Origin of the sequence: Alistipes sp. cv1, assembly GCF_900240235.1 — a bacterium.
Classification (GTDB): Bacteria; Bacteroidota; Bacteroidia; order Bacteroidales; family Rikenellaceae; genus Alistipes_A; species Alistipes_A hominis.
Genome location: NZ_OEPW01000001.1, coordinates 64,233 through 80,271 on the forward strand (window position 1 = coordinate 64,233; position 16,039 = coordinate 80,271).

Genomic DNA, 16,039 nt, shown 5'->3' on the forward strand with positions numbered 1-16,039 from the left:
AACATGGCTGTGAGTAACACGAACAAAACGAAATTTATCTTTGTCACCGGAGGCGTCGCCTCTTCGCTGGGAAAGGGGATTATCTCCGCATCCCTCGCGCGGCTGTTGCAAGCCCGGGGCTATAAAGTAGCGATCCAGAAGCTGGATCCGTACATCAACGTCGATCCGGGAACGCTGAATCCCTATGAACACGGAGAATGCTACGTCACCGAAGACGGCGCCGAGACCGACCTCGACCTCGGGCACTACGAACGTTTCACGAACATCCCGACTTCACAGGCCAACAACGTCACCACCGGACGCATCTACCAGAGCGTTATCAACAAAGAACGGCGCGGCGAATTCCTCGGCAAGACCGTGCAGGTCATCCCGCACATCACCGACGAAATCAAACGGCGAATCAAGTTGCTGAGTGCCAAGAAAATATACGACGTTATCATCACCGAGATCGGCGGCACGGTCGGCGACATCGAATCGTTGCCGTACATCGAAGCCGTCCGGCAGCTCCGCTACGAACTGGGAGCGAACAACTCGCTGGTCGTGCACCTGACCCTGATTCCGTACATGGCCGCGTCCGGCGAACTCAAGACCAAGCCGACCCAGCATTCGGTCAAGCAGTTGCTCGAAAACGGCCTGCAGCCCGACGCGCTGGTACTGCGCACCGAAAAGCACCTGACCAACGACATCCGGCGCAAAGTGGCGCTGTTTTGCAACGTGGACGTCAATGCGGTCGTCGAATCGATCGACGTACCGACGATTTACGAAGTGCCGCTGATGATGCTGAACCAGAAACTCGATCTGGTGGTGCTCGATAAACTACGGCTGCCGGACAACGGAGAGCCCGACCTGAAAGCCTGGATCGAATTCGTCGAAAAGGTCAAGCATCCGCAGAAAAAGGTCAACATCGCGTTGGTCGGCAAATACACCGAACTGCCCGACGCCTACAAATCGATCGTCGAATCGTTCATACACGCCGGGGCCGCAAACCATACGAAGGTGAAACTGCAATACGTAAATTCTGAAAAGATCACCAAAGAGAACATCGCCGCGCAACTGAAAGGCATGTGCGGCATTCTGGTAGCGCCCGGTTTCGGGCACCGCGGCATCGAAGGAAAAATCGAAGCGGTGCGTTACGCCCGCGAACAGAAAATCCCGTTCTTCGGGATCTGCCTTGGAATGCAGTGCAGCGTAATCGAATTCGCCCGCAACGTGCTCGGATACGCCGATGCGAATTCGACCGAGATGGACAGCACGACGCATCCGGTGATCGACCTGATGGAAGAACAGAAGGGCGTGACCGAAAAAGGCGGCACGATGCGGCTGGGAGGATACCCTTGCGCCCTGCAAAAAGGCACGAAAGTCTATGCGGCATACGGGAAAGCCGAGATCGTCGAACGCCATCGCCACCGTTACGAATTCAATAACGACTACCTGGACGAGTTCGTCCAAGCAGGCCTCAAACCGGTCGGCGTAAATCCGGATACGAACCTGGTCGAGATCGTCGAACTGGAAAACCATCCGTGGTTTATCGGCGTGCAGTACCACCCCGAATATAAAAGTACGGCACTGCACCCGCATCCGCTGTTCGTATCGTTCGTAAAGGCTGCCGAAAAATATTGCGAAAGCAACAGTTGTAAATAAAACAGAAGACGTCAAAACATGGATAAGAAAACGCTACTGGGCCTACTGATCATCGGTGTCATACTCTTCAGTTTTTCGTGGTACAACAGTAAACAGCAGTCGCAGTTCGACGAAGCCAAAACGCTCGTCGATTCGCTGAACGCCGCCAATGCGGCAGCCGTTCAGCAAACGCAGAAAGTGGAAAAGATCACCGTGACGAACTCGCCAGCGGGCGACAGCCTCCGGACGGCGCAAGCCGAACAAGCCCTCGAACGCCACCTCGGGAGCTCTCTTTTTCAAGCGACCAAAGGAACCGAAACTTTCTATACGGTCGAGAACGACCTGATGAAAATCCGCTTTTCGAACAAAGGCGGACGCGTCGCTTCGGTCGAGCTGAAAGATTACAAAACCTACGGGGGACAGCCTCTGGTGCTGTTCGCCGACACGACTTCGGTATTCGATCTGTCGTTCTTCATCAAACAGGGATACAACGACGCCCAGATACGAACAGGGGATTACTACTTCACCCCCGCCGAGGCGACCGACCTGACTTTCGGGGCAGGGCAGGAGCAAAAGGAATTCGTCCTGCGGTTGCCGGTGGATTCGGCCGCCTATGTGGATTACGTTTACACGATCCGCAAGGACAACTACATGATCGACTTCGACGTGCGTTTCGTCGGTATGCAGCAAATCTTGTCGCCGAACCAGGGCGACATGGAAATCACGTGGCAGAATGTCGGCCCTCAGAACGAAAAAGGGTTCGAAAACGAGAACCGTTACACGACGATCGCCTATAATTACCCGGGCGACGACGGCATCGAGGAACTCGGCATCTCCAACGAAACGAAAGAGGAGACGATCAATTCCAAGATCAAATGGGTGGCATTCAAGCAGCAGTTCTTCTCGTCTATCCTGATCGCCGGAGACGATTTCCAAAACGGCTCGGTCAAATTCACGACCTTTGCGCCTACCGCCCGCGAGATCAAAACGTTCCATACGCAACTGGCCGTCCCTTATACGCCGCAGACAGACCATTACGATTTCAGTTTCTATTTCGGCCCGAACAAATACTCGACGCTGAAAAAATACGACGACCTGCACCTGCAAAAGTTGGTTCCGCTCGGAGGCTGGATCATCGGTTGGGTGAACCGCTGGCTGGTAATCCCGACGTTCGATTTCCTGGGTAAATACATTTCGAATTACGGATTGATCATCTTGCTGCTGACGATCTTCATCAAAATCATCATCTCGCCGTTGACCTACAAGTCCTACCTTTCGACCGCCAAAATGCGCCTGCTGAAACCGGAAATGGACAAGCTCAACGAGAAGTACCCGAAACAGGAAGACGCGATGAAGAAACAGCAGGCGATGATGGCGCTGTACAAAAGCGCCGGAGTCAACCCGATGGGAGGCTGTATTCCGATGCTGATCCAGTTCCCGATCCTGATCGCCATGTTCCGCTTTTTCCCGGCGTCGATCGAACTGCGCGGAAAATCGTTCCTGTGGGCCGACGACCTTTCGTCGTACGACAGCATCCTGCATCTGCCGTTCAACATTCCGTTCTACGGCGACCATGTCAGCCTGTTCGCGTTGCTGATGGCCGTATCGGTATTCATTTCGTCGAAGATCAACTACGCGCAGACGGCCGGAGCAGGCCCGCAGATGGCCGGCATGAAATTCATGATGCTGTACCTGATGCCGCTGATGCTGCTGTTCTGGTTCAATAATTACTCCAGCGGCCTGAGTTACTACTATCTGGTCAGCAACATCATTACGATCGGGCAAACCTATGCGTTCCGTTACATCGTAAACGAGGACAAACTGCACCACCGGATGAAAGAAAATGCCAAAAAACCGCGCAAGTTGAGCAAGTTCCAGCAACGGTACGAAGAGATGATGAAACAACGGGAACAAATGGCCAGAAAGAGATAACGACTGCAAAACAAGCGATACCCGAAAAACGCCGGCTGTTCAGCCGGCGTTTTTTATAGCCGCAAATTACTGTAATGTAACTTTTACGCGGCACGTTCGGGAACGGATTCCGCATAAACCGGATATTTTACTATTTTTGTTACAAACCAACTTAAAAGCACAATCATGATAAACCGAAAACTGAGAATGGGCATGATCGGCGGCGGGAAAGGCGCTTTTATCGGTGCGATCCACCGGGCCGCCGCGCTGATGGACAACCAGATCGAACTGGTTTGCGGATGCTTCAGCAGCAAACCGGAAGTTTCACTGGCTTCCGGCCGGGAATATTTCTTACCGGACGACCGGATATACACTTCTTACCAACAGATGATCGAGCGCGAAGCCGCGCTGCCGGAAGAACGGCGCATGGATTTCGTATCGATCGTCACTCCGAACCAACTGCATTTCGGGCCGGCCGCGATGGCTATGGAACATGGCTTCGACGTCGTACTCGACAAACCGATCACCTTTTCGCTCGAAGAAGCTTACCGGCTCAGGGACAAGGTCGAACAAACCGGCCGTACCCTTGCGCTGACCCATACTTATTCCGGTTATCCGGGCGTCAAAGAAGCGCGCGAACGTTTCGCCCGCGGCGATTTCGGGAAAATCCGGAAAATATTCGTCGAATATACGCAGGGATGGCTCTCCACGCGCGTCGAACTCGACCCCGCCTCAAACGCCGGATGGCGCACCGATCCGTCCCGCTCCGGAAAAGCGGGGACGATGGGAGATATCGGCACTCATGCCCTGCAACTGGCCGAATACATCTCCGGGCAGCGATGCACATCGCTCTGCGCCGACCTGCGTACAGTCGTGGAAGGACGCCTGCTCGACGACGACGGCGCGGCACTGCTCCGTTTCGACGGAGGCGCCACCGGCGCGCTGGTCGCAACCCAAGTAGCCGCCGGTGAAGAAAATCCGCTGACGATCCGGATCTACGGCGAAAAAGGCGGCATCGAATGGGCACAGATGGAACCGAATACGCTGTACGTCAAATGGAACGACCGACCGATGGAGGTCGTACGCACCGGGAATGCTTACATGGGAGCCGCTGCAAAAGCCAACACCCGCACGCCCGGCGGACATCCCGAAGGTTACATCGAAGCCTTTGCGAACATTTACCGGAATTTCGCACGTACCGTGCGGGCCCGGCGGAGCGGGGAAGCGCCCCGGCCGGAATGGACGGATTTTCCTGATGTGAACGACGGAATCCGCGGTATGCAGTTCATCGAAACCATCGTAAAATCCGGATCGGACGACGACCGTAAATGGACCGAATGGGTAAGATAACCCGCCGCGCGGCATACCGGCATAAAAAAGGCTCCTCTTCGAGGAGCCTTTTTGTATTTTATAAATCCGGTTATTTCGCTGCCGGGGTCGCGGGAGTCGTAGGCGCCGCCGCGTCGGTCACCGGAGTAGTCGGCTTGTCTTTCAGGTTCAATTCCTTTTTCAACAGAGGAAGGATGTCGGTTACCGTTGCCGCGTTGTAATAAGCCAGCGGTTCGTTGGCCGTATTGAACACCAGCGTGAAACTATTTTCCTTGCTTACTTTGTCGATCGCAGCCTGCGCCTTCTTCAGCACCGGATCGAACAGATCCATCTGAGCTTTCTGAAATTGCTGCGTAGCGAGTTGGCTCAGTTCCTGGTAACGCTGCTGAACGCCATCCAGTTCCTTCTGCCTCATCTCTTTCACCGCATCGGAAAGCGTAGCGGCATTTTTCTGATAATCGAGCGCCTTCGTATTGAACTCGACCTGAACGGCTTCCAATTGCTCCGACAGTTCTTTCTGTAAAGCCTGTAGTTTGACCATTGCCGAATCGTTCTCCGGCATCAGAGAGATCAGGTCGTCCATCTTGATATAGCCGAACTTCTGAGCGTAAGCACTGCTCCCCGCTACCAACAGCGTCGCAACCAAGGTTAATTTGAGAATCGTTTTCATAAAATTCACATTAAGTTTTAATTGTTGTTTAACATTTTGATAATTTCATCGGTTTTGTCCAACGCCGGCTGATAGTAGAGCAGGGTCTGATTATTCGCCCGGTCGACTACCATTCCCAGATTGTTGGTTTCGGCGTACTTGTTGATCGCGGCGAAAACCCGCTCCTGGATCGGTTTGATCAACTCGATACGTTTTTTCATCAGCTCGCCTTCGGGACCGAAAACGTCCTGCTGATATTTTTTAATCTCTTTTTCCCGGTTGACGATTTGTTCCTCCCGGTTCTGGCGGCTCGTCTCGGACAGATATCCCCGCTGCGCAGCATAGTTGTTGAACGTCTCGTCCAACTCCGCATACGCATCGTCGATATTTTTCTGATATTCCGCGGACAGATCGTCCAGTTGCTTTATCGCACTATTGTAGTCGGCCTGCGACTTGAAAATCGTCTCGGAATTCACGAATACATAACTTTGCGCCCATGCGCCGCTTGCCGCGCAGAATACGAGTGCAAACAATACCACGAACTTTTTCATAGCCTGATAATTTAAATTAGAACTGTTGACCGATCATAAAATGCACCTGGCTTCCGCTGCGGTGGCTCGCTCCCACGGCCCTGTCGAAACCGTATCCCCAGTCGATACCCAGCAGTCCGACGACCGGCATAAAGATTCTAAGTCCCACGCCGACAGAACGTTTGATCAGAAAAGGATCGAACTCCTGCCACGACCTGAAAGCGTTTCCACCTTCCGCAAATACCAGACCATAGATATTCGAATTCGGCTTCAATATAATGGGATAACGTATCTCCATCGTATATTTATTGTATGCCCGCGCATAATCGGTTCGTCCGTCCGTCGTATACGAATAGGGGGTCAGGGCGCCATCCTCGTATCCGCGCAGTCCGATAATATCCACACCGTACACATTATACCCCGACATACCGTCGCCGCCGACATCGAACCCTTCGAACGGAGAAGGTTTGTTCTTGTTGTACGATCCCAGGTAACCCATTTCGGCTTTGGCCATAAACACCAGCTTGTTATTGTTGGTCAGCGGGTAGAACCACTGCGCTTTGAGCTGCCATTTATGATATTCGATCCATTTATACCGTTTACGATCCGGCAAATTGGGATCGGAATAATCGATATTTTTCTGAAACAGCGAGTAGGGGGGAGTCAGAGCCAGCGAAACGGAGAACTCCGAACCGGTACGCGGATAGATCGGCGAATCGACCGTATTGCGGCTGAAAACGGTTTTCAACGCGATAATATTGGAAGTGCCGTTTTCCACGATGAACGACGTCCAGTCTTTCAGATTATAGGCCTGGTAGCTGAGCTCGTGGTACAGCGAGAAGTTCCTGTCGGGCCACTTGAGCCTCCGTCCCCAGCCGACCGAAACGCCCATCGTACGGAAGTGCTTGGTGCCGGACTGCCATGCGTAGTAAGCATTCGTCTCGTTGGAATAGAAGAGTCCGAGCGTAAACGAATTCGGCTTCTTTCCGCCCAACCACGGCTCGGTAAAGTTCACCGAGAAGGCCTTGTAATACGAACCGTTACTCTGCGCCCGGACGGCCAGCGACTGCCCCTGCCCCTGCGGGAAAGGTCGCCAGGCACCTTTCTTAAAGAAATTCTTGATCGCAATGTTGTTCAGCTGAACGCCGATCGAGCCGACGAACATGCCGCTTCCCCAACCGCCGGATATCTCGAATTTGTCGTTGGCCACCTCTTCGAGCGGGAACGCGATATCGACCAGTTCGGTGGAATTTTCTACCGGTTGAACGTCCGGCAACATCTTTTCGGGGTCGAAATGTCCCATCTGGTTCAACTGCCGGATCGTCGCCATCAGCAACGAACGGTTGTACAATTCGCCGGGACGCACGTACAGTTCGCGGCGAATCACGTTGTCGTTCACCTTCCGGTTTCCGGACACGTCCACTTCGTTGATTTTGGCCTGTTTACCTTCGTATATCTTGACATTGATATCGATCGAATCCTCGCCGACGACCTCTTCGCCCGGATCGATCTTGGAGAACAGATAACCGTTGTTCTGATACAGCGAGTTCACCGAAGACATATCCTCCGGGTTATCCTCCTTACCGATTCCCAACCGTTTATACAGCGACTTTTTGTCATAGGTTTCTCCCCGGCGGATTCCCAGCATGTCGTTCAACTGTTTGGTATCGTAGACGTCGTTACCCGTCCAGGTTACGTTCCGGTAGTAGAATTTGTTTCCCTCTTCCACCTTGATCGCGATCCCGATCCGGTTGTCGCTGATCGGATAGATCGAATCGCTGATGATCGTGGCGTTGCGATACCCCTTCGAATTGTAATAGTCGATTACATTTTCTTTGTCCGTTTCATACTCTTTCTCCTTCAGTTTCGCTCCCCGCAGGAAGTTGATGCTCTTGCGGTGCGTCTTTTTCATCGCGCCGCGCAACTGCCTGTCCGAAATCGCTTCGTTCCCATCGAAGACGATATCGCCGATCTTCACCCGTCGGTTGCGGTTGATCACAAACGTCACGTTCACCACATTCTCCAGCGTCGAGTCGTTTTCCACGCGGTAGCTCACCTCCGTATTATAAAACCCTTTTTCCCGGAAATATTTTCGAATCGCCTCTTTCGAACTGTTCAGAATAAAATCGGACAATTCACGGCCCTTTTTCAGATTCAAGGTTTCGAACAAATCGGATTTCTGCCCCTTGCGGATACCTTCCACATTCCAATTATACACCCGGGGGCGGTCTTTCAGCACCACTTCGACATTCACGCTATCGCCGACGGGAGACACCAGCATCTGGATATCCGAGAAGACTCCTTGTCCCCACATTTTCTTAATGGAATTGGAAATGTACTCGCTGGGCAACATGATCGTATCGCCCTTGACCAGACCGGTCATGGCCGAAATGAACTGCGGATCGCGGTAGGTGGCTCCGCTTACGGTTATATTATTGATAATATATGCTTTGGGAGTAGATTTGAAATCAATCATCGGCGGAGTTTGAGTCTGCTTCGTCGAGTCGTCGGGTTGAGCAAAAACGGAAACATTTATCAATATAAACAGTAAAGCTATTGCCAGGTTCCTTAATTTATTTCTCATTTTTTCCTGTACTGGTGTAACAAGGGTTATTTTTTCATCAATATTCCGTATCTGCGCTCCCGCTTCTGATACTCCGCGATCGCCTTATCGAATTCAGACTCGTCAAAATCGGGCCAATAGGTTTCCGTAAAATACAACTCGCTGTAAGACAACTGCCACAACAAAAAATTACTCAGGCGTTGCTCTCCGCTGGTACGGATCAGCAGGTCGGGATCGGGAATCCCCGCCGTAACCAGGTTGTCGGCCACGGTACGATCCGTAATTTCGTGAATCTGCAATCCTTCGTCGCGTACCTGCACGGCTATTTTCTGCGCCATCCGGGTAATCTCCCACCGCGAACTGTAATTGACCGCAACGACCAGGGTCAGTTTCTCGTTCCGGTGCGTCTCTTTCTCGCTGCGCGCAATCGCCGCACGCACATCTTCGGCCAGCGCTTCCACATCCCCGATGAACCGCATCCGCACGCCCTGACTCTTCAGTTCGGCGGTTTCGTTCGACAGGGACGTGCACAACAACTCCATCAGCGCCTGCACCTCCTCTTTCGGACGCCCCCAATTCTCGGTAGAGAAGGCGTAAACGGTCAGGAACTTCACTCCACGACGGACAGCCGCGCGAATCGCTTTGCGCATACTCTCCACGCCGTTGATGTGGCCATATACCCGCCCCTGTCCGCGTTCTTCCGCCCACCGGCCGTTGCCGTCCATGATAATGGCCACGTGTCGGGGTATATTTTCCGGATCGAGATTATCCATCTGTTCGTTTTAAAATGTAGAGTGCAAATATAACACTATTACCGGGATTTCCGTCAAAATAACAACGGGATTCCGAAAGCGTCGACGCTATTTGACCAGATCCCGGCTGTCGATCCCCCACATCATTTTATTTCTTAACGTATCGTAAAAAGATATATTTTGGAAATGCACCAAAAAAATCGACTTTTCGGCCTTCGACACCCGGAAGGTCACTCCATTGGGCGCCGTGTAGTTCTGATTGTCAAGCGAAACGGCAAAATCGGTTTCACGGCTCGACACCCTCAGCGTAATCACGCTGCTGTCCGGAATCACCACCGAGCGCATCGTCAGGTTGTGCGGCGCGATCGGCGAAATCAAAAAACACCGGCAATCGGGCGCCACCACCGGCCCGCCGACGCTCAGCGAATAGGCCGTCGAACCGGAAGGCGTGGAAACCAACACGCCGTCGCCCCAGTAAGTAGCGATCATCTCGTCGTTGACATACACCTCGGTCGAGATCATATTCGGCCCATGCCGCTGGATCGTAAACTCATTGAACGCATACGGAAACCCGGGCTGCTGCGTAAACTCGCCCTCGGCATGGATCAGCGAACGCGGAGCCACCGTGTAGTCGCCCGCCTTTATATCGGCGAACGCCTGCTTCATGTTTTCTTTCGTTATATTCGCCAAAAAACCCAGACGTCCCGAATTGATCCCGACGATCGGGACCGGACGGTTATCGAGCAACCGCACGGCATCCAGAAAAGTCCCGTCGCCGCCGTAGCTGACCATCACGCGCGCATCGTCCCCGATACCGGCGCTGTCCCGGTAAATCTGCTCCGCACCGAACGTCCGGCCGGTCTTCGCCCCGATCAGTCCGGCAAAGTCTTTGTTCATCCGGTAGGACATCCCGGTTTCGTCCAACGCATTGATCAGCAAGTCCAAATCCTCTGCCGAAAAAGACGGCTGAGCACGGCTGTACAAAACTATATTCATCCGATTTCCAATTACTCAAAAAAGTGTTGTAACTTTATGCCCACAAAAATAGCGAAAAATATGACAAAGCTAAGCGTTAACATAAATAAGATCGCCACCCTGCGCAATTCCCGCGGGGGGGACATTCCGAACGTCGTCGAAGCGGCGCTGAACGCCGAACGATTCGGCGCCCAAGGGATCACCGTGCACCCTCGGCCGGACGAACGACACATCCGCTACCGGGACGTCTACGACCTGAAACCGGTGCTTACGACCGAATTCAACATCGAAGGAAACCCGATCGACCGTTTCGTCGATCTGGTACTCGATGTCCGCCCGACCCAGGTGACGCTGGTGCCCGATGCGCACAACGCGATCACGTCGAACGCCGGCTGGGATACCGTTACGCACAAAACCTTTCTGAAAGAAGTGATCGCCCGGTTCAAAGCCTCCGGCATTCGCACCTCGATATTCGTCGACGCACGGCCCGAAATGATCCCGGCCGCAGCCGAAGCCGGAGCCGACCGCGTGGAACTTTACACCGAACCCTACGCGAAGAACTACGCCGCCGACCGCGAAGCGGCGATCGCCCCGTTCGTCGAAACGGCTCGCGAAGCGGCACGCTGCGGTCTCGGCGTCAACGGAGGTCATGACCTGAACCTCGAAAACCTGAAATATTTCGCTGAAAACATTCCGAACCTGCTCGAAGTGTCGATCGGCCATGCGCTGATCGCCGACGCCATCTACCTCGGGTTCGAAAATACGATCCAGCTCTACCTGAAACAACTTCGGTAACGATGAACGACGCGCTGCGACACCCCCTTTTCAAACAAATCGGAGCGATCGCCGACGCCAAAGGCTTACAGGCCTTCGTGATCGGCGGCTATGTCCGCGACTACTTCTTGCGGCGTCCCTGCACCGATATCGACGTCGTGGTAACCGGCAGCGGAATCGACGTGGCCGAAACGCTGGGCCGACAGATCGGCAGCCGGGTATCGGTCTTTAAGAACTTCGGAACTGCGATGCTGCGCTGCGGGAAGTGGGAAGTGGAGTTCGTCGGGGCCCGCAAGGAGTCCTACCGTGCCGACTCGCGCAAACCGATCGTCGAAAACGGGACGATCGAAGACGACCAGCTGCGGCGCGACTTTACGATCAATGCGATGGCTTTCTCGCTGAACGGCGATACGTTCGGGCAGTTGATCGACCCGTTCGACGGAACGGGCGACTTGGAGCGACTGCTGATCAGAACCCCGTGCGATCCGGACACGACGTTCTCGGACGATCCGTTGCGGATGATCCGGGCCGTACGTTTCGCCGCCCAACTGGGTTTCGACATCGAACCGGAAACTTTCGACGCGATCGAACGCAACCGCGAGCGGATTTCGATCGTCTCGAAAGAACGCATCGTAACCGAACTGAACAAGATCCTGCTGTCGCCGGTTCCGTCGATCGGATTCGACCTGTTCGACCGCTGCGGGTTACTGCCGCTGATCTTTCCGGAATTGTCGCGGCTCAAAGGCGTCGAACGGGTCGGGAAACACGCCCACAAAGACAACTTCGTGCATACGCTCAAAGTGCTCGACAACATAGCCCGTCATACCGACAAACTCTGGCTGCGTTGGGCGGCGCTGCTGCACGACATCGGCAAACCGAGAACCAAAGCCTACGACCCGAAAACGGGATGGACGTTCCACGGGCACGAAGTCGTCGGATCGAAAATGGTCGCGGCGATCTTCCGGGAGTTGAAACTGCCGATGAACGAGAAGATGAAGTATGTCCAGAAACTGGTTTTTTTGCACCTGCGGCCGATCATCCTCGCCGAAGACGTCGTAACCGACTCGGCCGTACGGCGGCTGCTGTTCGAAGCGGGCGACGACATCGACGACCTGATGACCCTCTGCGAAGCCGACATCACTTCGGCCAACGACGCCAAGGTCAAACGTTACTTACAAAATTTCGAGCTGGTACGAGTCAAACTGCGCGAAATCGAGGAGAAAGACCGGATCCGTAATTTCCAGCCACCGATCTCGGGCGAGCTAATCATGCAGATTTACGGACTGAAACCCTGCCGGGCGGTCGGCGAGTTGAAGAGCGCCATCAAAGACGCCATTCTGGACGGCGTGATCGCCAACGACTACGACCAGGCTTACGCCTACATGGAACGGCAGGCCGCCGAACTCGGGCTGAAAAAAATCGGGTAGGGCCGTCCCTTCCCGGTAAATTATTCATAAAACCGGCTCATTTTGCATTTTCGGTATTCTATTTGCCGGATAGGTCGTTACCGCCATTGTCAAACGTTAAACACCAAAACTATGTCATCGAACATTCCCGATACCGACAAAAAACGCATCGTCATCGTGGGCGGCGGATTCGCCGGCCTCGCATTGATCCGTACCCTGCGCCGCAGCGGTATGCAGGTCGTGCTGGTCGATAAACACAATTACCACATGTTCAAGCCGCTGCTGTACCAGGTGGCCAGTTCGGCGCTGAATGTCGGCGATATCGCATTCCCGTTCCGGAAAATGTTCCACGGATGGAACGACTTCTACTTCCGGATGGCCTATATCGAACGCGTCGACGCGACTGCAAAGCGATTGTACACCACGGTCGGAGACATCCGCTACGACTACCTGGTCATCTCCACGGGCTGCGTTCCGAACTTTTTCGGGATCGAAAACATCAAGCGCACCGCACTGGCGATGTCCAACATCACCGACGCGCTGAATATCCGCAACCGGGTACTCCGCAATTTCGAGATCGCCGTAACGGCCTCTTCCGACGCCGAACGCATCTCGCGGCTGAACGTGGTGATCGTGGGCGGAGGCGCTTCGGGGGTCGAAATCGCCGGAGCGCTATCCGAAATGAGACGTTACGTGATGCCGAGGGATTACCCGCGGCTGGACATGTCGCACATGAGCATCTACCTGATCGAAGGACTGGGACGCCTGCTCTCTTCCATGTCGGAACAGACCTCTGCTGAAGCGCTGAAAACCCTGAAGAGCAAAGGCGTCAAAGTGATGCTGAACCGAAAAGTGACCGATTATGTCGACGGCTGCGCGATCTTCGACGACGGGGAGAGCATCCCGACCCAGAACTTGATCTGGACGAGCGGCATCCGGTGCAGCGCCGTTCCGGGCCTCGGACAGCAAACCAAAGAACGCGGCGGACGGATCGGCGTGGACGCTTTCAACCGGGTCAAAGAGTACGACGACGTTTTCGCCATCGGCGACATCGCCGCGATGCACGACGACGCGGAGTATCCGAACGGACACCCGCAACTGGCTCGCGTCGGAATTTCCCAGGGAAAACGTCTGGGGAAAAACCTGCTGGCCGGACTCAAAGGACGCCCGATGAAACCGTTCCGCTACTGCAATTACGGCGTCATGGCAACCGTCGGCCGCAACAGGGCTTTCGTCGAATGGAAAAAGATCCGTTTCGGCGGTTTTGCCGCATGGGTCGTCTGGTCGACGATCCACATCATGTTCCTGCTCGGCATCCAGGGCAAGCTGAAAGTATTCTGGGGCTGGGTATGGAATTATTTCGGACACGACCAGCCGATCCGGCTGATCATCGGCTCCTACGAACGCCAGAAAAAAGAGGACGGCCTGGCGTAAACTTACCGGCGAACAAAACCGCGGCGCATCTATTTTCAGATGCGCCGCGGTTTTTATTAGGAAGCAAGGGATCAGTTCTCCGACCGGGCCGGAATGAACAATACGGCATCCGCGACGACTATGCCGTCCGCCTCTTCGTTCGAAATCTCCACATACCCTTTCCTACCTTCGGGCAGCCGATAGCGGCCGATACGCACCCATTCGCCGCCGGTCTGTCCTTCGACGACCACGTCCGACGACCGGATCCTCCGGTCGTACCGCCGCGCCCCGTCGAAAACCCGGATCGAAGTATGCGTAGTCGCTCCGCCCACTTTCGGGAAGTAAACATAAATGTCGTATTCGTTTCCGGCCGGAAGCCGCGGCACGTATCGCAACGATTTGGGAAATGTCCCCTTCGAATCGTCCGACAGGAAATCCGGCCCGTAGGCCGACCAGGCGTTTTTCTCCGTTTTCCAATCGCCGCTGACGACGACGTTTTCGGCATCGCTGTTATCGACGAACAGTTCGGGCTGGCTACCATCCGCCAGCGGATTGCCCGCAAATTCATCCATCACGGCCGCAACGTCGACACGCTGCACGCAGCCTCCGCACCGGTCGATCGCCTGACAGGCCGCTATGGCCGACGACTGCGCCAACACCATGAATACCGGCTCCATGCGGATCGAACCGTAAGCGATGTGCGATGCGGACAGACATACCGGAACCAGCAGGTTCCGGGCTTCTTCGGCCCGCGGCGTAACGGCCCGGTACGAAACGGGGTAGGGGCCGAACCCTCCGATCTCGACATTACCCTCGTTCTTGACCATGCCGTTCACGACGTGGCGGTCGCAATTGTGCGAATCCATCGTATAGGCGGCCCAGCCGATGCCGTCGGTCACCGTCTCCTCGCCCAAACAATGGTGCTGGGTCATCACGACGGGGCCGATCATACGCCGCGCTTCGCGTACGTACATCTGGTGCGTCCAGTGCCCGTTATCCGTATATTCGTCCTTCGGGTATCCCCACCGCAGCATCTCCCTACGGATGGAGTCGGGGACGCGCGGATCGTGTCCGATAAAATAGAGAAGCCCTTTCGTGTAGTCCTCGTGGAATTTTCGAATCCGTTCGCGCTCCGGGTAATCCGCTTCCGGATAGTTCCAGTTTTCACCGATCACGTCGGTCGAAAAACCGCCGGAATTATTGATATCCGTCTTGCCGTTCGGCATTCTGCTCCAGATAAAAACATCGTAAGGCGTTTTCCACGGAAGCTTCTCCTTCAACCGTACCAGCAACTCGTACCGCTGCGGATCGTAGTTGTCCGGGCGGGTGATTTCAACCCGGTTCTCCGGACGATCGGTAAGCGCGATGCGGAAATTATAGGCCTGCACTTTTTTGTTCCCCGTCCCGTCGGGCAGGATCGGATCGGGATTGATGCCGTACAGCAATCCGCTGGCGCTGTCCCCTCTGACGATATACGGGTCGATCCCGTCGGGAAACTGGTGGCCGTTCATCCGCTGCGCCCCGTTGTAGGTTTCGCCGTACCGTTCATTACCTTCCCGACCGACGGTGTAGGAAACCCCGGCGCGCGCCATCAGATCCCCTTCGTAACTGCAATCAATAAATACCTTTGCGCGTACCGTTCTACGGGGCGACGACCGCGGCGAAACGGAGTTTTCGAGCGTGATATTCCGGATCACTCCGCCCCGGTTGGCCGCCCGGACGATCCGGCTGTCGTACCACACCTCCACATCCGCCCGGCGGATGTACTCGTTGAAAACGGCTTCCGCTTCTTTCGGTTCGAAAATCCATTGTTCGAGCTTGCCGTAATGCCGGCCCAGCCGACGGTAGAAATCGAGCGCCAGGCCCCGGATGACGTATTTGTTCCCGATATCGGTATATCCCAGCCCTCCGGAACTCATTCCGCCCAGATGACGCCCCGGCTCGATCAGCAGAACGCTCTTCCCGGCCTGCCGGGCCGTATAGGCGGCTATGACGCCGGCCGAGGTTCCGCCGTAAACGCAAATATCCACCTCTTTCACATTCTCTCCCTGTAAAGGGCTGCAAGCGCATACCGTCACCGAAAGCATCGCCAGACAAGAGATTATTTTCGACATCCT

At 54.7% G+C, this 16,039-nt stretch carries 12 protein-coding genes; 6 read left to right on the forward strand and 6 right to left on the reverse strand.

Going from position 1 to position 16,039, the window contains the following annotated elements; genetic code table 11:
- Positions 1–3: 3 nt before the first annotated feature.
- From C1A08_RS00290 to C1A08_RS00300, 3 genes are all read left to right on the forward strand, one after another.
- Positions 4–1,641: a CTP synthase gene (locus tag C1A08_RS00290; RefSeq protein ID WP_055204223.1), complete on the forward strand. Its 1,638-nt coding sequence runs from the start codon at positions 4–6 to the stop codon at positions 1,639–1,641.
- 18 nt (positions 1,642–1,659) lie between these two features.
- Positions 1,660–3,552 carry a membrane protein insertase YidC gene (yidC, locus tag C1A08_RS00295; RefSeq protein ID WP_101570588.1) on the forward strand — a complete coding sequence of 631 codons (1,893 nt, stop codon included), beginning with the start codon at positions 1,660–1,662 and terminating at the stop codon, positions 3,550–3,552.
- A 165-nt stretch (positions 3,553–3,717) separates the two neighbouring features.
- Positions 3,718–4,881, forward strand: a complete 1,164-nt coding sequence (locus C1A08_RS00300) for a Gfo/Idh/MocA family protein (RefSeq protein WP_101570590.1) — start codon at positions 3,718–3,720, stop codon at positions 4,879–4,881.
- A gap of 70 nt (positions 4,882–4,951) precedes the next feature.
- On the opposite strand, the gene C1A08_RS00305 is transcribed toward C1A08_RS00300, so the two are convergent.
- The 5 genes from C1A08_RS00305 to C1A08_RS00325 all read right to left on the reverse strand — a co-directional run bounded on the left by C1A08_RS00305 (position 4,952) and on the right by C1A08_RS00325 (position 10,350).
- Positions 4,952–5,530: an OmpH family outer membrane protein gene (locus tag C1A08_RS00305; RefSeq protein ID WP_101570592.1), complete on the reverse strand. Its 579-nt coding sequence runs from the start codon at positions 5,528–5,530 to the stop codon at positions 4,952–4,954.
- A gap of 17 nt (positions 5,531–5,547) precedes the next feature.
- Positions 5,548–6,060, reverse strand: a complete 513-nt coding sequence (locus C1A08_RS00310; RefSeq protein ID WP_101570594.1) for an OmpH family outer membrane protein — start codon at positions 6,058–6,060, stop codon at positions 5,548–5,550.
- A gap of 16 nt (positions 6,061–6,076) precedes the next feature.
- Positions 6,077–8,515, reverse strand: a complete 2,439-nt coding sequence (locus tag C1A08_RS00315) for a BamA/OMP85 family outer membrane protein (RefSeq protein ID WP_101570596.1) — start codon at positions 8,513–8,515, stop codon at positions 6,077–6,079.
- 134 nt (positions 8,516–8,649) lie between these two features.
- Positions 8,650–9,375 (reverse strand): isoprenyl transferase, encoded by a 726-nt coding sequence (locus C1A08_RS00320; protein ID WP_101570598.1) that lies wholly within the window; start codon positions 9,373–9,375, stop codon positions 8,650–8,652.
- Between the two features lie 87 nt (positions 9,376–9,462).
- Entirely contained in the window at positions 9,463–10,350 is an 888-nt protein-coding gene (locus C1A08_RS00325; RefSeq protein ID WP_055204211.1) for an NAD(+)/NADH kinase, read from the reverse strand.
- 60 nt (positions 10,351–10,410) lie between these two features.
- On the opposite strand from C1A08_RS00325, the gene C1A08_RS00330 reads away from it, so the two are divergent.
- From C1A08_RS00330 to C1A08_RS00340, 3 genes are all read left to right on the forward strand, one after another.
- Entirely contained in the window at positions 10,411–11,124 is a 714-nt protein-coding gene (locus C1A08_RS00330) for a pyridoxine 5'-phosphate synthase (protein WP_101570600.1), read from the forward strand.
- Positions 11,125–11,126: 2 nt separating this feature from the next.
- Positions 11,127–12,530 (forward strand): CCA tRNA nucleotidyltransferase, encoded by a 1,404-nt coding sequence (locus C1A08_RS00335; RefSeq protein WP_055204207.1) that lies wholly within the window; start codon positions 11,127–11,129, stop codon positions 12,528–12,530.
- A 111-nt stretch (positions 12,531–12,641) separates the two neighbouring features.
- A complete protein-coding gene (locus tag C1A08_RS00340; RefSeq protein ID WP_101570602.1) occupies positions 12,642–13,943 on the forward strand; it encodes an NAD(P)/FAD-dependent oxidoreductase in 1,302 nt (433 codons plus the stop codon).
- 71 nt (positions 13,944–14,014) lie between these two features.
- Here the strand turns inward: C1A08_RS00340 and C1A08_RS00345 are convergent, their stop codons facing one another.
- A complete protein-coding gene (locus C1A08_RS00345; protein ID WP_101570604.1) occupies positions 14,015–16,036 on the reverse strand; it encodes an FAD-dependent oxidoreductase in 2,022 nt (673 codons plus the stop codon).
- Between the last annotated feature and the right edge of the window lie 3 nt (positions 16,037–16,039).

What these genes read in the sequence shown, in the direction of transcription:
- C1A08_RS00345 (WP_101570604.1), bottom strand. Translation starts at nt 16,036, where the DNA reads ATGTCGAAAATAATCTCTTGTCTGGCGATGCTTTCGGTGACGGTATGC.
- C1A08_RS00315 (WP_101570596.1), bottom strand. Translation starts at nt 8,515, where the DNA reads ATGATTGATTTCAAATCTACTCCCAAAGCATATATTATCAATAATATA.
- C1A08_RS00320 (WP_101570598.1), bottom strand. Translation starts at nt 9,375, where the DNA reads ATGGATAATCTCGATCCGGAAAATATACCCCGACACGTGGCCATTATC.
- yidC (WP_101570588.1), top strand. Translation starts at nt 1,660, where the DNA reads ATGGATAAGAAAACGCTACTGGGCCTACTGATCATCGGTGTCATACTC.
- C1A08_RS00305 (WP_101570592.1), bottom strand. Translation starts at nt 5,530, where the DNA reads ATGAAAACGATTCTCAAATTAACCTTGGTTGCGACGCTGTTGGTAGCG.
- C1A08_RS00335 (WP_055204207.1), top strand. Translation starts at nt 11,127, where the DNA reads ATGAACGACGCGCTGCGACACCCCCTTTTCAAACAAATCGGAGCGATC.
- C1A08_RS00340 (WP_101570602.1), top strand. Translation starts at nt 12,642, where the DNA reads ATGTCATCGAACATTCCCGATACCGACAAAAAACGCATCGTCATCGTG.
- C1A08_RS00330 (WP_101570600.1), top strand. Translation starts at nt 10,411, where the DNA reads ATGACAAAGCTAAGCGTTAACATAAATAAGATCGCCACCCTGCGCAAT.
- C1A08_RS00325 (WP_055204211.1), bottom strand. Translation starts at nt 10,350, where the DNA reads ATGAATATAGTTTTGTACAGCCGTGCTCAGCCGTCTTTTTCGGCAGAG.
- C1A08_RS00290 (WP_055204223.1), top strand. Translation starts at nt 4, where the DNA reads ATGGCTGTGAGTAACACGAACAAAACGAAATTTATCTTTGTCACCGGA.
- C1A08_RS00300 (WP_101570590.1), top strand. Translation starts at nt 3,718, where the DNA reads ATGATAAACCGAAAACTGAGAATGGGCATGATCGGCGGCGGGAAAGGC.
- C1A08_RS00310 (WP_101570594.1), bottom strand. Translation starts at nt 6,060, where the DNA reads ATGAAAAAGTTCGTGGTATTGTTTGCACTCGTATTCTGCGCGGCAAGC.